The sequence below is a fragment of the Enterobacter sp. SORGH_AS_0287 genome (assembly GCF_031453695.1).
GTDB lineage: Bacteria > Pseudomonadota > Gammaproteobacteria > Enterobacterales > Enterobacteriaceae > Enterobacter > Enterobacter ludwigii.
Genome location: NZ_JAVIZW010000001.1, coordinates 2,375,695 through 2,389,849 on the forward strand (window position 1 = coordinate 2,375,695; position 14,155 = coordinate 2,389,849).

The 14,155-nt window shown below is 58.6% G+C and carries 13 protein-coding genes; 4 read left to right on the plus strand and 9 right to left on the minus strand.

Annotated features, from left to right (window positions below; all coding sequences use genetic code 11):
• Positions 1-23: 23 nt before the first annotated feature.
• Positions 24-1,199, minus strand: coding sequence for an efflux RND transporter periplasmic adaptor subunit (locus QE396_RS11330; RefSeq protein WP_014168988.1), 1,176 nt, complete (start codon positions 1,197-1,199; stop codon positions 24-26).
• Positions 1,200-1,531: 332 nt separating this feature from the next.
• Here QE396_RS11330 and QE396_RS11335 point away from each other — a divergent pair, with 332 nt between their 5' ends.
• A complete protein-coding gene (locus tag QE396_RS11335; protein WP_032670748.1) occupies positions 1,532-1,882 on the plus strand; it encodes a helix-turn-helix domain-containing protein in 351 nt (116 codons plus the stop codon).
• Between the two features lie 73 nt (positions 1,883-1,955).
• Here the strand turns inward: QE396_RS11335 and QE396_RS11340 are convergent, their stop codons facing one another.
• Entirely contained in the window at positions 1,956-2,789 is an 834-nt protein-coding gene (locus tag QE396_RS11340; RefSeq protein WP_014168986.1) for an oxidoreductase, read from the minus strand.
• A gap of 103 nt (positions 2,790-2,892) precedes the next feature.
• Here QE396_RS11340 and QE396_RS11345 point away from each other — a divergent pair, with 103 nt between their 5' ends.
• Positions 2,893-3,813, plus strand: a complete 921-nt coding sequence (locus tag QE396_RS11345; RefSeq protein WP_041162460.1) for an AraC family transcriptional regulator — start codon at positions 2,893-2,895, stop codon at positions 3,811-3,813.
• A gap of 70 nt (positions 3,814-3,883) precedes the next feature.
• Here QE396_RS11345 and QE396_RS11350 read toward each other — a convergent pair whose 3' ends face one another.
• The 5 genes from QE396_RS11350 to QE396_RS11370 all read right to left on the minus strand — a co-directional run bounded on the left by QE396_RS11350 (position 3,884) and on the right by QE396_RS11370 (position 8,041).
• On the minus strand, positions 3,884-4,279 hold the full coding sequence (locus QE396_RS11350; RefSeq protein ID WP_041162459.1) for a YidB family protein: 396 nt from the start codon (positions 4,277-4,279) through the stop codon (positions 3,884-3,886).
• A 44-nt stretch (positions 4,280-4,323) separates the two neighbouring features.
• Positions 4,324-4,773, minus strand: coding sequence for a peptidoglycan-binding protein LysM (gene lysM / locus QE396_RS11355; RefSeq protein WP_041162929.1), 450 nt, complete (start codon positions 4,771-4,773; stop codon positions 4,324-4,326).
• Between the two features lie 205 nt (positions 4,774-4,978).
• On the minus strand, positions 4,979-5,842 hold the full coding sequence (locus tag QE396_RS11360) for an HlyD family secretion protein (protein WP_014168982.1): 864 nt from the start codon (positions 5,840-5,842) through the stop codon (positions 4,979-4,981).
• On the minus strand, positions 5,839-6,054 hold the full coding sequence (locus tag QE396_RS11365) for a DUF1656 domain-containing protein (RefSeq protein WP_014168981.1): 216 nt from the start codon (positions 6,052-6,054) through the stop codon (positions 5,839-5,841). Before QE396_RS11365 ends, QE396_RS11360 begins: the two co-directional genes overlap by 4 nt.
• On the minus strand, positions 6,044-8,041 hold the full coding sequence (locus QE396_RS11370) for an FUSC family protein (RefSeq protein WP_309951094.1): 1,998 nt from the start codon (positions 8,039-8,041) through the stop codon (positions 6,044-6,046). Before QE396_RS11370 ends, QE396_RS11365 begins: the two co-directional genes overlap by 11 nt.
• A gap of 76 nt (positions 8,042-8,117) precedes the next feature.
• Here QE396_RS11370 and QE396_RS11375 point away from each other — a divergent pair, with 76 nt between their 5' ends.
• Complete coding sequence (locus QE396_RS11375) at positions 8,118-8,912, plus strand: helix-turn-helix domain-containing protein (protein WP_025204769.1); 795 nt, start codon at positions 8,118-8,120, stop codon at positions 8,910-8,912.
• On the opposite strand, the gene QE396_RS11380 is transcribed toward QE396_RS11375, so the two are convergent.
• Entirely contained in the window at positions 8,909-9,799 is an 891-nt protein-coding gene (locus QE396_RS11380) for an oxidoreductase (protein ID WP_014168978.1), read from the minus strand. The genes QE396_RS11375 and QE396_RS11380 overlap by 4 nt on opposite strands.
• A 143-nt stretch (positions 9,800-9,942) precedes the next feature.
• On the opposite strand from QE396_RS11380, the gene QE396_RS11385 reads away from it, so the two are divergent.
• A complete protein-coding gene (locus tag QE396_RS11385) occupies positions 9,943-11,064 on the plus strand; it encodes a YbdK family carboxylate-amine ligase (protein WP_040016833.1) in 1,122 nt (373 codons plus the stop codon).
• Here QE396_RS11385 and QE396_RS11390 read toward each other — a convergent pair.
• Complete coding sequence (locus tag QE396_RS11390; protein WP_014168976.1) at positions 11,015-14,149, minus strand: efflux RND transporter permease subunit; 3,135 nt, start codon at positions 14,147-14,149, stop codon at positions 11,015-11,017. The two genes, QE396_RS11385 and QE396_RS11390, sit on opposite strands and share 50 nt — an antisense overlap.
• Positions 14,150-14,155: the final 6 nt, after the last annotated feature.

Genomic DNA, 14,155 nt, shown 5'->3' on the forward strand with positions numbered 1-14,155 from the left:
ATGTCGGATTCTCGGGTAAGGGATCAGTTAAGCGCGGCGCTGGCGGTCATCGGAACGGTTTTCGCGTTAACCGGCATACCCGGCATAAACACTTTTTGTAAACCGTCGACGATGACTTTATCGCCAGGGTTCAGCCCCTGCTGCACGATACGTAAACCGGCGGCCAGACGCCCCGGCGTGATATCGCGGCGCTGCGCTTTACCTTCTTTATCAACGATATAAACGTACTTGCGATCCTGATCGGTCAGCACCGCTTTATCGTCGACAAGCGTGGCTTTGAATTCAGCGCTGCCCGGCAGGCGTACGCGGGCAAACAGTCCTGGCGTGAACTGACGCTGCGCATTATCCAGCAGCGCGCGCATACGGATGGTGCCGGTGCTCGGCGTTAACTGATTATCAAGAAAATCCACCTTGCCCTGATGGGGATAACCCTCCTCCCCCACCAGACCAATCTCAACCGGGAGCGCCAGGTGATTACTGGACGCGCCCTGCCCGCTGCGGGCGAGATTTTGATAGTGGAGGTAGGTTGCCTCATCCACGTCAAAGTAGACGTAAACCGTTTTCAGGGAGACCAGCGTGGTGAGGACGCTGGCACTGTCACCCGCAGTGACCAGATTACCGCTGGTGATCAGCGCGCGGCTGGCGCGGCCATCAATAGGCGCGGTCACTTTGGTGAAATCGAGGTTAAGTTGTGCCGCGTCAACTGCTGCCTGCGCGGCGCGAATGTCGGCCTGCGCCTGAGCGGCGGCCGAACGGCGCTGCTCCCACTCTTCACGGGAGACGACGTTGGTATTGACGAGTTTATCGGTACGGTTAGCCTCACTGCGCGCCAGGCTGGCCTGCGTTTTGGCTCTCGTTAAGGTGGCCTGCGCCTGTTCCAGCGCAGCGCGATAGGTTCTGTCATCGATAGTGAACAGCACCTCGCCCTTTTTCACTTCCTGGCCGTCGGTGTAATTCACTTTATCAATGTAGCCGGAGACGCGGGGGCGCAGCTGAACGCTTTCCACCGCTTCAATCCGGCCGTTAAAGCTATCCCACTGACTGATGGATTTCACTACCACGTCAGCGGCGCTCACAGCGGGCGCTTGTGGGACGGCATTTTGTGCCACGCCGTCATCGCATCCGACAAGCAGCATGGAGAGGAACATCGCTCCCAGCGCCGTCAGATGAACGTTAACCCAGGGTTTTTGCAGGCTCATTATTTTTATTCCGGTAATGGTAGCCGCCGGGCAAGACGCTGCGGGAGACGCGGCGCCACTTCCTTTGTCCGGACTGGCTTGAGACTATTTGTGTCGTTCATCGCCACAAAACTGTAACAGTTGCGAATACACTATCGCGGCGATTGTAGGAAGGCGTCAGATTTAGTGCAAGAATAATTAATACACTTTATGTGCTATTTGGCTCAGGGGCAAAAGGCGCGTTTTCGGCAAGGATTTAAATGCAACAATAAAACTTGCATTTAATGTCAGAGCGAGTCATCTTTAAATGCAACAGACAAAAATGCTTTTTAAAACGCGGCGTGGGGGAAACCATGAACACTGACGCATTTATTCATGATCTACTCGACTGGATCGACAACAACCTTGAAAGCCGCCTGGACATTAACACCGTTTCCAGGCGCGCCGGCTACTCGAAATGGCATCTCCAGCGGATCTTCAAGGAACATACCGGTTATCCGCTGGCCGAGTATATTCGTGCACAAAAGCTGCAAAAGTCGGTCGAGCGCTTAACCCACAGCGATGAACCGATCCTGAACGTGGCGATCGCGCTGGGCTTTGACTCCCAGCAGTCCTTCAACCGCAGCTTTAAGCGTCAGTATGGCCAGGCCCCCGGGGCATGGCGTCGCAGTACCGTCTGCCCTGAACGCCAGCAATCAACATAGTGTCGCGGCTTTCACCGCGACCCGTACTGGCCGGTGGCAAACCGGCCTGTAATCATGTTCCCGTGTTCGCCGCTCAGCCGTCCGTTGAACGTGTTAACGCTTCCCAGCGATCGATTTCCTCACCTAAACGCGCGAGCTTTTCCCGCACTAAACTCAAAGCATCACTGCCAAGCAATAAATGCGTCGGCGGGTTCTGGCTCTCAATGATAGCCAGCATGGCGCGCGCCGCTTTTACGGGGTCGCCGAGTTGCTGACCACTTTTTTCCTGACGAGCCTGGCGGACAGGATCGAATAACGCGTCATAGTCCGGGATGCTGCGCGCGCTGCGTACCATCGAGCGTCCTGCCCAGTCGGTGCGAAACGAGCCCGGTGCCACCGCAGTGACATGTATATTGAACGGAGCAAGCTCTTTGCTTAGCGTTTCTGATATGCCTTCGAGCGCAAATTTACTGCCGCAGTAATAGCTGATGCCGGGCAGAGTGATGAAACCGCCCATCGAGGTGATATTAAGAATATGGCCGTGACGACGCTGGCGCATGCCCGGCAGCACGGCTTTGATCATCGCGACGGCGCCAAACACATTCACCTCAAACTGGCGGCGCATGTCTGCGAGCGAGGACTCTTCCAGTATGCCTTCGTGACCGTAACCGGCATTGTTCACAAGGACATCAATCGGGCCGACGGCAGACACACTCTGCGTAACCACTTCATCAATGTGCGCATAGTCCGTGACATCAAGCAGGCAGCCGAATGCCCGCTGCGTATCGAGTGCCTCGAATGCCTGCTTTGCTTCGGGGGTGCGCACGGTCCCCACGACCCGATGGCCTGCGGCGAGGGCTTCCTCCGCCAGAGCACGACCAAAGCCGCTGCTGACGCCGGTGATTAAGATTGTTTTTGCAGATGCCATAAATAACTCCCATGAACAGTGAAGGTTGCATGGTATTCTCTGCTTTGCCGTATTTTTAGGCCATATTTTCTCTTTTTATTGCCTGATTTTATGAGGTGCAGTGATGTCCGGGATGATTACCTTAGTAAAAGCACTGGCGGTGCAGGAGGGGTACAACCTGACGGCGTTGCCTGATGTGCGAATTTTGCGTGCCGACCGCCCGCTTGCGCGAACGCCCGTGCTTTACGATCCGGGGATTGTGATTGTCTGCCAGGGCAGCAAACGCGGCTTTTTCGGTCAGCAGACCTATCTGTATGATGAACAGCACTATCTGGCCGTGTCGGTTCCGGTGCCGTTTGTGATGGAAACCGACGCGTCGGCAGAACACCCCTTACTGGCGATATATCTGCATCTGGATTTTCAGCTTGCCGCTGAACTGATGTTGCAGATTGAGCAGCATCACGCCCCACATCCTCCCGCTGCGCCGCAAAGCATGATGTCGAGCCCGATGGACGACGCGGTAAAAACGGCCGTGCTGCGCCTGCTTGAAGTGCTGAACAATCCGCTTGAGGCGGCGATCCTCGGCCCGGCGCGGGTGCGAGAGCTCTATTTCCGCGTCCTGACGGGCGCCCAGGGCAAGGCCATGCGCGCCGCGCTGGCCTTACAGGGGCAGTTCGGCAAAATTGGCAAAGTACTGCAGCACATCCATGCCGCCTACGCTGAGCCGTTAACGCTTAATCAACTGGCGATGGAGGCCGGAATGAGTGTGCCGACGTTTCACACCCATTTCAAAGCGATAACCCGTATGCCGCCGATGCAGTATGTGAAATCGGTGCGCCTGCACCAGGCAAGGATGTTGATGGTGCGTCAGCATATTACCGCCGCCGCCGCGAGCTACGCCGTCGGTTATGAAAGTCCATCGCAGTTTAATCGTGAATTCAAGCGGCTGTTTGGTTTGCCACCCGCAGAGGAAATAAAACGTATGCAGCGTAATTTCGCCGTTCCGCCTGTGCAGCAGGCGTCGATATTTGTCTCTTCCCATTAAGCCTGATACTACATACCAGGCCCGAATACAGGCCTGGTATGTACACGGCGTCATGACGCTGCGGATTGCACTAACTCAGGAACTTACCTTTGAGCAGGTTAAGTCCCGCAGACATCAGGTCGCCCTCGGCCGGGGCTTCGCCCTGTGGTGAAAGGCCGTCGACGATTTTAGGCAGGTATTCAGCAATCAGCGTCGACGCGGTTTGAGAATCCACGCCCAGTTTTGCGCCGAGATCCTGCAGCGCTGGCGATCCAAACACCGATGTGATCTGTTCGCTGTTCACCGACTGATTACTCTGCTGGCTAAGCCACGACTCGACAACGCCGCCCAGGCCGCCATTGCGGAATTTTTCGAGGATCCCCTGAATGCCGCCCTGCTGCTCAATCCAGGCCATGATCGCCTGGAGTTGCTCCGTCTTACCGCCCTGCCCGCCGGCCAGGCTGCCGATTTGATCTAATAATCCCATCACAGACTCCCTACAAACATCGCTAACACGTCCTGATTGACGGCTTACTTAGCCGGGATAATCAGTACCTGACCCGGGTAGATTTTGTCGGGATGCGTCAGCATCGGTTTATTGGCTTCAAAAATACGCTGATACTCATTGGCAGAGCCATACATCGCTTTTGAGATGGCGCTCAGGGTATCGCCGGATTTCACCGTGTAATAGCGGCTTTCCACCCCGCTTTGGGTGACGGTCACGCTATCATTGACCTGACCAATCCCGGTGACGTTACCTACCGCCACCAGAATTTTTTCTTTATCTTCCTGGGAGCCCACGTCGCCGGTCACCGTCGCCGTACCGTCGTCCGCGACATTAATGTTGACCTTTTCGGCACCAGGCAGGTTAAGACTATCAATATGTTTTTTCAGCTTGTCGGCCTGATCTTCCTTGCTACCGCCGGATATGGCATCCCAGATTTTCTCGCCCGCTTCTTTCACAAAACTTAATAATCCCATCTTCCACACCTCCATAACTGTTTCATGGTGAACATTTTCATTGGTTCCCGTTGCAGGATGTACGATGCGGTGTCTCCGCTCTGGCTGAAAAATCCGGAAACAGCACAACCTGCCACATGAAGTATATCCAATAAGCGTCAGGGTGCAGGATATTTGCCCTGGTATCGCCGTTATGCCGCAATATAAACAGGGACTCCCGTCGCCCTCAACGCACCACCTCCACGCTCGCCGACAACCCGGCTACCAGCTCAATCCCCTTCGGCAATGCATCAATATGTATGCGCACCGGGACGCGCTGCGCCAGCCGCACCCAGCTAAACGTCGGCTCGACGTCGGGAAGCCCAAGCCCGCCCGTCTCATCGTTGTTATCACCGATCCCATGGCCGATGCTCTCAACATGCCCGGCAATCACCGGTTCATAGCCCATCAACACGATATGCGCCGTGTCCCCAACGCGAATATGGCGAAGTTTGGTCTCCTCGAAATACCCCACCACCCAGAAACTGTGCGCATCGACGATGGCGACCTTAGTCTCCCCCGCGGTGGCATAGTCCCCCGGGCGAAGCCGCAGATGGGTGATATAACCCGAGACGGGAGCCCGTACGGTGGCGTGGGACAAATTAAGCTCGGCCAGCTCCAGCGCGGCCAGCGCACCGTGATAATTCGCCACCGCGACGTTCGCGGCGCTGCCCGTTTGCTGCAAATCCTCGCTGGATATCGCGGCTTTAATCTGTGAGCGTCGTCTGGCGGCATCCTGTCGCATCACCATCTCATGCCGTCTGGATTCCACCTCCGCCTGCGCGCTGGCCACCGCCAGCGTGAGCCAGTGCGGGTCGATAGCGTAGAGCACATCGCCCCGGTTAACCCACTGGTTATCCCGGACGGCCACGCGGATTACCGGCCCGGATACGTCCGGCGCAATCTGTACCACATCCGCCCGTACCCGGCCGTCGCGGGTCCAGGGCGTTTGCGCATAATGTTTCCACATCATAAAAGCCAGAAGCGTGGCCGCCACGACGGCACATAACGTCAGCGCATAGCGACCGACCAGAGAAAGTAGTGATTTCATCTAAATAACCCCAGCGCGGTCAGGCCCTGCATCAGCAGGAAAAAGGTGACCAGATAAGTTGAAACGTCCAGCAGCGGGCGAAAAGGCAAACGACGGTAGAGCCTGCTGAGCGATAAAAACGCGATGAGTGCCAGCGTGCAGGCCAGCGCCGCGAGCGCGGTGACAAGCAGTCCCGGGATAAAAACGCCCCCGATATTCAGATCATTGACCATCGTCTGCCCTCCGTAATGCGCAATGTAAATCCACCAGATGGCCGACAAACTGGCGCGTTTGTGCATCTGTGGCAGGCAAACAGAGGCGGATGTGGTCGGCGATGTGTTCACGCAAGGCGTCGGTGTCGTTCAGGTGATACAGGCGCGCGCTAATCTCCCTGCTCGCGGGCATACCGCAGCGGCGTAAATGCATCACCGAAAGGCCGATGCGCAGCGCGCGCAGCAGCGGGTTAAGCACCTGCGCTGAGGCACGTCCGCTGCGCTGCAGGCGCGGCAGTAACAGGGCAGCGCGGTCAATCATCAGATTGGTCCAGTGCGTCTCATCCAGCAGAAGCTTGCCCTTCACGCTGCGACGAATATCGCGCTGGCACAGCGTGTGCAGACGCGCGATGGCCGCGTCGGCCTGTACGGTTTGCAGCAGGCTCATGCTGATAACAGCAAAGCCGGTTGCGGCAAACAGCGCAATGGCGGTATTGGCCGCCGTGGCAAAGTCTCCGCTGTAGTGGGCACCCAGCTCGCACAATACCGGCAGCGTCAGGGTGATCCCCATCGCCATAAACGTGGTGGGAGGACGTGCCTGAAGCGACCCGGCCAGCAGATATACCGGCGCCAGCACGGCCACCAGCACGGGGAAATCGCTCACCTGCGGAAGCAGCACAAAGCTGTACAGCAGGCTAATCAATACGCCCCAGAACGAGCCAATAATGTATTTCACGATGTGCGGAGCCGGGGTGTCGAAACTGCCAAACAGCGTGCAGCAGACCCCAAGGATAGAGACTGCCGTGCTGCCATCGGGCCAGGCGGAGAAGATCCAGACCAGGCAGCCGCTCAGGATAATGGCGAACGCGCCCAGCGAGGTGCGGGCGGCAGTAAGAGGATCGCGGTGAAAAACATACCCTTTAACTGCCCTGCCCGCCGTCAGTCCGTGGGCGGGCTTCGCATGGTGGATGGCATCAGAAAGACGTTCGCACTGCTGCAACAGCGCAATGGCCTGCGTCAGATAACGGACAAAACTGGCCTGTAGCGCGTCGTCCATCGTCCGGGCCTGTGCAGCGTAGCGCTCTGCGAGCTGTTCACTGCGTGCCATTAACGCATCTGCCGTGCTGTGGCGTGCAGCATCTTTATCCCCCAGCCAGGCCTGAACGTCGTCGAGCAATACCTGCAACCCGGCAGACACCGTCGCCGGTAAGCGATCGCGTAATTCACAGTTGACGATGACCAGCCGCGCCAGTCGGTCATGGATAGCCTTTCTGCCCTGCCGCACCGGAGCAGACAGGGCAAAATCATACGGAATATGGTGGCTTATGCCCTGCAGAAACTGCAGCGCCAGCGCCAGATGCAGCGGGTCTGAAACCGCGACGGGTTTGCCTGCGAGGGTGTCAGCCACCCGCACACGCGCGGCGTGCAGGGTTTGCGATAACTTACTGTTGAACAGGCCGGAGATACGCGCGGGTAACACATAGCGATGTATCAGCGCCGCGCAGAAGATCCCAATGACAATCTCCTGCACACGGATAATGGCGATATTAAAAATCCCGCCGGGGTCGGATACCGCAGGAAAACCAATCAGGCTCGCAGTGTACCCGGCCAGCACAAAGGCATACGCCCGCGGGGTGCGCTCCAGCAGAGATAAATAGAGGCAGAACGTGATCCAGCCCGACAGCATCACGCTGCAGAGGATCGGCATATTGACGAAGACAGGCACGATCGCAACGGTGGCGCAGGCCCCCACAACGGTGCCGGCCAGACGATAGAGACTTCTGCTCAGCGAGGCCCCCACCGACGTCTGCGACACGATATAGACGGTAATAATGGCCCACGATGGACGTTCGAGGCCTATCGACAGCGCAATGTAGTAAGCGAGCATCGCCGCTGCAAAACTTCTCGCGGAATAGAGCAGCGCGCTGGCATCGTTATGCAGCACGGGAGATAAGCGCTCACGCATGGCGCGCCACGAATGAAAATGAAAAGCGTTTAATGTGTTCATGCCAGAATTATTACTGGCTTGCGAACCCGCTTAAATACTCTATTCTGTCAAAAAATACCTAAATGTTGCCAGAAACGTGAAACCTCAACTTGCCAATACGCTCTTCGATCCTGACGCCACCGCATGCCCGGCCGTAGCCCGACATCTGGATTTCGTGGAGTACGCCGCGGAAGTGCCGGTGCACACCCACCGTAAGGGGCAGCTGATTATTGCTTTGTATGGCGCGGTGATTTGTCATGCGGAAAATGATATCTGGATCGTGCCGCCAGACTGTGCCGTCTGGATCCCTGGCGGGATCGCACACAGCGCCAAAGCGACCTGGAATGCTCATCTCAACTATCTGTTTATTGAGCCCGGTGCCGCCGCGCTGCCGGAGAAATGCTGCACGCTGGCCATTTCCCCGTTAATCAAAGCGCTGGTTGACCGTTTGACGCATGAACGCGTTGATTATCCGCCAGAGAGCCATGCCGCGCGGCTGACCAGAGTGACGCTTGATGAGCTCGCCAGCATGCCGCAGCAGAAGCTGAGCCTGCCCGTTTCAGCCCATCCCAAAATTCGCGCCATGGCCGACGCGCTGGTCAGCCATCCTGACGACAGAAGCACCCTGAAAGCGTGGGCGAAACGGCTGGCGCTGAGCGAGCGCTCCTTTGCGCGTTTGATGGCGCGCGAGACCGGGCTGAGCTTTGGCCGCTGGCGTCAGCAGCTGCAGTTGATTATTGCCCTGCAGGAGCTGGCAAGCGGTGTCCCGGTCCAGAACGTGGCGACAACGCTTGGGTATGAATCCGTGAATGCGTTTATCACCATGTTCAGGAAAGCCATGGGCACCACGCCCGCGCACTATTTTGCCGAACGAAAAGTCAGCGGCCGTTAACCCGGCCCTTCGCTGCCTGCAGCAAGCAGGGGAACCAGCACATCGCTAATCGGAACGGGAATACCGTGAGCACGACCATAGCGCTGGATCACGCCGTTGCGGATATCCCACTCCATGGGACGGTTGGCCTGACGATCGGCGAGGATAGACGTGCCTAAATCGGCAGGTGCGCGCTGGAAATTCGCCAGGATCTCCTGCGCAACGTCATCGTGCAGCACCGCGCCTTCTGCTCGGGCCACGGCAAGCCCCTCGCGCAAATACGCCAGCGCCAGCTCGCTGATATCCTCACGGGAGAACATCCCGGCACGACGATTCGCAAGCACCATCAGGCCTGCAACCGCATTTTGCAGCAGCTTGCGCCATGCGACGGTAAGAAAATCTGCCGACAAGTCTACCGCGCAGCGCGTGCCGTTCAGCGCATCAGCCACCCGTTTTGCCTGCGGCACATCCGGCAGCGTCAACCGCGGACTGGCGCGCAGCCAGACGGAGGCATCCGGCTCACGCTGTGCCGGGAACCAGACCACCGACGGCAGTACCGTCGCGCCATTGACCCACGGTGCCAGCTGGGCCTTTTGCTCGACGCCGTTTTGCAGCGCGCAGACCACCGTGTTTTCATCGCACAGCGCGTTCAGCCATCCCGCGCTGTCGGCGTTCTGGGTCGTTTTCACTGCGATAAAAACCAGATCGTACGGACGATCGATGACCGTCGGATCGGTTAATACCGGCCCGGGTACCACGATTTCACCTTCATCGTGCCGCAAACGTAATTGCGGATGTGCGGTACGTCCGTACAGTTGCGGCGTGCGGCCAGCCTCATGCAGCACCGCAGCGATAGTGGTTCCGATTGCACCGGGTCCAATCAGCGCAATGGTTGGATAGTCAGACATTGTTAACTCCCCTGGTCGCTAAAGCCCTAATCAGTGTGCCGTGGCGTTCAGCATAGCCGCCACACGTCCCTTTATACCACCGCCTGAAGTGGGAGCCATACCCGTTGTCTATACTCATTTCATCTACGACAACGGAGTGCACCATGCCATTACCCGATTTCCATTCCTCTGAACCTTATACCCTTGGTATTGAACTTGAACTGCAGGTGGTTAACCCGCCGGGGTACGATCTGAGCCAGGACTCCTCCGCTCTTATCGCTGCCGTCAAAGACGACATCAAAGGCGGGGAGGTGAAGCACGATATCACCGAGAGCATGCTCGAAATCGCCACCGGCGTGTGTCAGAACATTGATCAGGCCGCCGCACAAATCTCGGTGATGCAGCAAAGTATTCTGCGCGCCGCTGCGGAGCAGCATATTCAGATCTGCGGCGGTGGGACGCACCCTTTCCAGAAGTGGCAGCGTCAGGAGGTGTGCGATGACGAGCGCTATAACGTCACGCTCGAACGGTTTGGCTATCTGATTTTGCAGGCGACGGTATTCGGCCAGCACGTGCATGTCGGGTGTCGGACCGGCGACGACGCTATTTATCTGCTGCATGGTTTGTCGCGCTTTGTCCCCCACTTTATTGCTCTGGCGGCGTCCTCACCCTATATGCAGGGTACGGACACGAAGTTCGCCTCGTCGCGACTCAATATCTTCTCGGGATTTCCGGATAATGGACAGATGCCGTGGGTGAACAACTGGCAGGAGTTCGAAGGGTTGTTTCGTCGTCTGAGCGCCACCAGCATGATCGACAGCATTAAAGATTTGCACTGGGATATTCGCCCCAGCCCGCATTTTGGCACGGTCGAGGTGCGGGTGATGGATACACCGCTGACGCTCGGCCACGCGATCAACATCGCCGGGTTGATTCAGGCGACGTCTCACTGGCTGCTGACCACGCGGCCCTATAAGCATCAGGAAAAGGATTTTCTGCTGTACCGCTTTAACCGTTTTCAGGCATGTCGTTACGGGTTAGAGGGCATTCTGACGGACGTGCAGACTGGCGAGCACAAAACCGTGGCGGAAGATATTGGGTGGCTGCTGGAGCAGGTTGCGCCGTCGGCCGAGAAGCTCGGCGCGACGAGCGCGATTAAGGAAATAGCCCTGATGTTAAAACAGGGCAAGAGCGAGGCGCAGCGCATGCGCGATTTTATCGCAGACGGCGGTTCGCTTATTTCTCTGGTTCAGAAACATTGCGAGCTGTGGGCGACGAGTCCGTAAGGCGATGCCCCCACTCACGCAGGCGCTGGAACAGCACAAACAGCGCCGGGATAAACAGAATGCCGACCACGGTGGCCACCAGCATCCCGCTGAACACCGTGGTGCCAATGATGCGGCGGCTCTGCGCCCCTGCCCCGGACGCCAGCATCATCGGCAGCACACCGATAATAAATGACACCGCCGTCATCATCACCGCCCGGAAGCGGCGTGAGGCGCCTTCACGGGCCGCATCGACAATCGCCATCCCCTCATGACGCCGTGCGCGGGCAAACTCGACGATCAGGATCGCGTTCTTGGCCGCCAGCGCGATTAACAGCACCAGGCCAATCTGCACATACACATCGTTGGCGTATCCCGCGATCCACAGCCACACCAGCGCGCCCCCGATGGCGAACAGGACTGAGAGCATCACGCTCGCGGGCAGCGTCCAGCTCTCATACTGCGCGACAAGGAACAGCCACGCCATAACCACTGCGGCCAGGACAATCCAGATGGCCTGATTTCCGGTCTGCTGCTCCTGATAAGACATCCCGCTCCAGGCATAGTCGTACCCGGCAGGCAGGTTTTCCGCCAGAAGCTCGCTCATCACGGCCATCGCCGTGCTGCTGCTCACGCCGTCTGCCGCCGACCCGCTCACTGACACCGACGGGAACTGGTTGTACTGCTGCAGGAACGGTGCGCCAACGGTCGGGGTAATCGTGACAAGATTACTCAGACGCACCCGCTCACCGTTATTGCTGCGCACGAACAATTCGCTGATTTGCCCGGCACGCTCGCGCCACTGCATTTCGTTCTGTACCACCACGTGGTAGACGCGGTTGTTAACGCTAAAATCCCCGGCACGCGTGCCGCCAAAGGCGGTTTGCAGGCTGCTGAAGATGCGCGAGACCGGCACGTCGAGGCGGGCAGCGCGCTCGCGATCAACGGTCAGCGTCAGCTGCGGCACGTTGCTGCTCCAGGTGGTAAACACCCGGTTAAGCTGCGGATGCTGGTTAGCTTTTATCAGAACGTTGCGGGTAACGCGTTCCAGCTCCGCCGGGCTTTGCCCCGCCTGGGCCTGAATACGCAGGTCGAAGCCGGAGGCGTTGCCCAACCCCGGCAACGTCGGCGGGGCGAAGGTCATGATGGTCGCTTCCGGCAGCGCCAGCAGCTGACGCTGTAGCGTTCCCATCACCTCATCAAGCGGCGGACGCTCCCCCCATGTCTTCAGCATGATGGAGATAAACCCGCCGTTAGACGCGCTGGTACCGTTGAGAATGTTAAAACCGGAGACCTGAATCACATCCTCGACCGCAGGGTGTCTGGCGATAAGCTCCCGCGCGGTGGTCATCACCGCTTCGGTACGCTCCAGCGACGCCGCTTCCGGCAGCTGCACGCTGGCGAAGAAGTAGCCCTGATCTTCCTGCGGCAGGAAGCCCTTTGGCATCGACATAAAGCTGAACACCACCACGCCCGCCGCGCCGGCCGTTGCCAGCAGCACCAGCCACGGACGGAGGTTAATGCAGTTAACGATGCGGGTATAAACGGTGCGCGTGGTTTCCAGTCCGCGGTTGAAAACGCGGTAAACCGCGGCTGGCTTCTTCGGGCGCGGGCGCAGCAACAGCGCACAGAGCGCTGGCGTCAGGGTCAGCGCCACCAGGCTTGAGAGCGTGACGGCGGTGGAGAGCGTGACCGCGAACTGGCGATACAACTCCCCCACGATCCCCGGCAGCAGCGCCACCGGCACAAACACCGCCAGCAGCACCAGGGTGGTGGCAATCACCGGCCCGGCAATCTGGCGCAGCGCCTGTGCGGTAGCCGCCGTGCGGCTTTGCCCTTCCGCCATTAGCGTTTCAACGCTCTCCACCACCACAATGGCGTCATCCACCACCATGGTGAGTGCCAGAATAATGGCGAACAGGCTGAGCGTGTTGGCCGAATAACCGAGGGTATAGAGCACCGCAAAGGTGCCGACCAGCGACACTGGAATGGCGAGCGCCACAATCAGCGTCGCACGCCAGCTCTGCAGAAATAAGGAAACCACCACCACGACGGCGAGCAGGGTCAGCGCCAGCGAGACGCCAATCTCCTTGATGGTCGCGGCGACAAAGGTGGTGGTATCGAATTTCACTTCATAGGTCAGATCGTCCGGGAAGCGTGCAGAGAGTCGCGCCAGCTCCGCGCGAACCGCATCGGCTACGCGCAGGGCGTTGGCGGACGGCGTAGGGTAGATGCCAAGATAGGCCGAGTCATGCCCGTTCAGCTGGGCGCCGGAGCTGTAGCTGCGCGACCCCAGTTCAATCGTGGCGACATCTTTCAGGCGCACCAGCTGGCCCATCTCCCCCGCACGGATAATGATGTCTGCAAAGTCCTCAGCCTGATTTAAACGCCCCAGCCCGTTAATCGTCAGGGTTTGCTGCTGGCCGTTAAACACCGGCGGCGTTCCGACCTGGCCTGCCGCTCCCGGGACGTTCTGCTCGCGTAACGCCTGAGCCACGTCATCGGTGGTCACGTTCAGGGCGTTCATGCGATCCGGACGCAGCCAGATACGCATGCTGTAGTCGCGCGCGCCAAACATCTGCACCTGCCCGACGCCCGGCAAACGCGCCAGCGCTTCACGCACCTGCGTGCTGGCGTAGTTACTGACGAAAAGCGGCGTGTGGCTATTGTCCGGTGAGTAAAGGCTTACCCCCATCATCAGATTGGTGGCGCGTTTACGCACCTGCACGCCGTTTTGCTGCGCCTCGGTGGGCAATTGCGCCACAGCCTGCGCCACGCGGTTTTGCACGTCGATGGCGGCCAGATCCGGATCGGTCCCTGCCGCAAATGTGATGTTCAGGCTGTAGGCACCTTCATCCGAACTGGTGGATTCCATATAGAGCATGTGATCCACGCCGTTAAGCTGAGTCTCCAGCGGCGTGGCAATGGCTTCCGCCACGTCAGCCGAACTGGCACCCGGCCAGCTGGCGGAGACATTCACCACCGGTGGGGTGATCTGCGGGTACTGCTCCACCGGGATAATCTTCAGCGCGATGGCACCCAGCAGGGTTATCACCAGCGCAATCACCATCGCGAAGCGCGGGCGTTTGATGAAAAACGTCAGCATGATGGC

Excerpts from the sequence above, each read along its gene's own strand:
- QE396_RS11330 (WP_014168988.1), bottom strand. The coding sequence starts at position 1,199 with ATGAGCCTGCAAAAACCCTGGGTTAACGTTCATCTGACGGCGCTGGGA.
- QE396_RS11335 (WP_032670748.1), top strand. The coding sequence starts at position 1,532 with ATGAACACTGACGCATTTATTCATGATCTACTCGACTGGATCGACAAC.
- QE396_RS11340 (WP_014168986.1), bottom strand. The coding sequence starts at position 2,789 with ATGGCATCTGCAAAAACAATCTTAATCACCGGCGTCAGCAGCGGCTTT.
- QE396_RS11345 (WP_041162460.1), top strand. The coding sequence starts at position 2,893 with ATGTCCGGGATGATTACCTTAGTAAAAGCACTGGCGGTGCAGGAGGGG.
- QE396_RS11350 (WP_041162459.1), bottom strand. The coding sequence starts at position 4,279 with ATGGGATTATTAGATCAAATCGGCAGCCTGGCCGGCGGGCAGGGCGGT.
- lysM (WP_041162929.1), bottom strand. The coding sequence starts at position 4,773 with ATGGGATTATTAAGTTTTGTGAAAGAAGCGGGCGAGAAAATCTGGGAT.
- QE396_RS11360 (WP_014168982.1), bottom strand. The coding sequence starts at position 5,842 with ATGAAATCACTACTTTCTCTGGTCGGTCGCTATGCGCTGACGTTATGT.
- QE396_RS11365 (WP_014168981.1), bottom strand. The coding sequence starts at position 6,054 with ATGGTCAATGATCTGAATATCGGGGGCGTTTTTATCCCGGGACTGCTT.
- QE396_RS11370 (WP_309951094.1), bottom strand. The coding sequence starts at position 8,041 with ATGAACACATTAAACGCTTTTCATTTTCATTCGTGGCGCGCCATGCGT.
- QE396_RS11380 (WP_014168978.1), bottom strand. The coding sequence starts at position 9,799 with ATGTCTGACTATCCAACCATTGCGCTGATTGGACCCGGTGCAATCGGA.
- QE396_RS11385 (WP_040016833.1), top strand. The coding sequence starts at position 9,943 with ATGCCATTACCCGATTTCCATTCCTCTGAACCTTATACCCTTGGTATT.
- QE396_RS11390 (WP_014168976.1), bottom strand. The coding sequence starts at position 14,149 with ATGCTGACGTTTTTCATCAAACGCCCGCGCTTCGCGATGGTGATTGCG.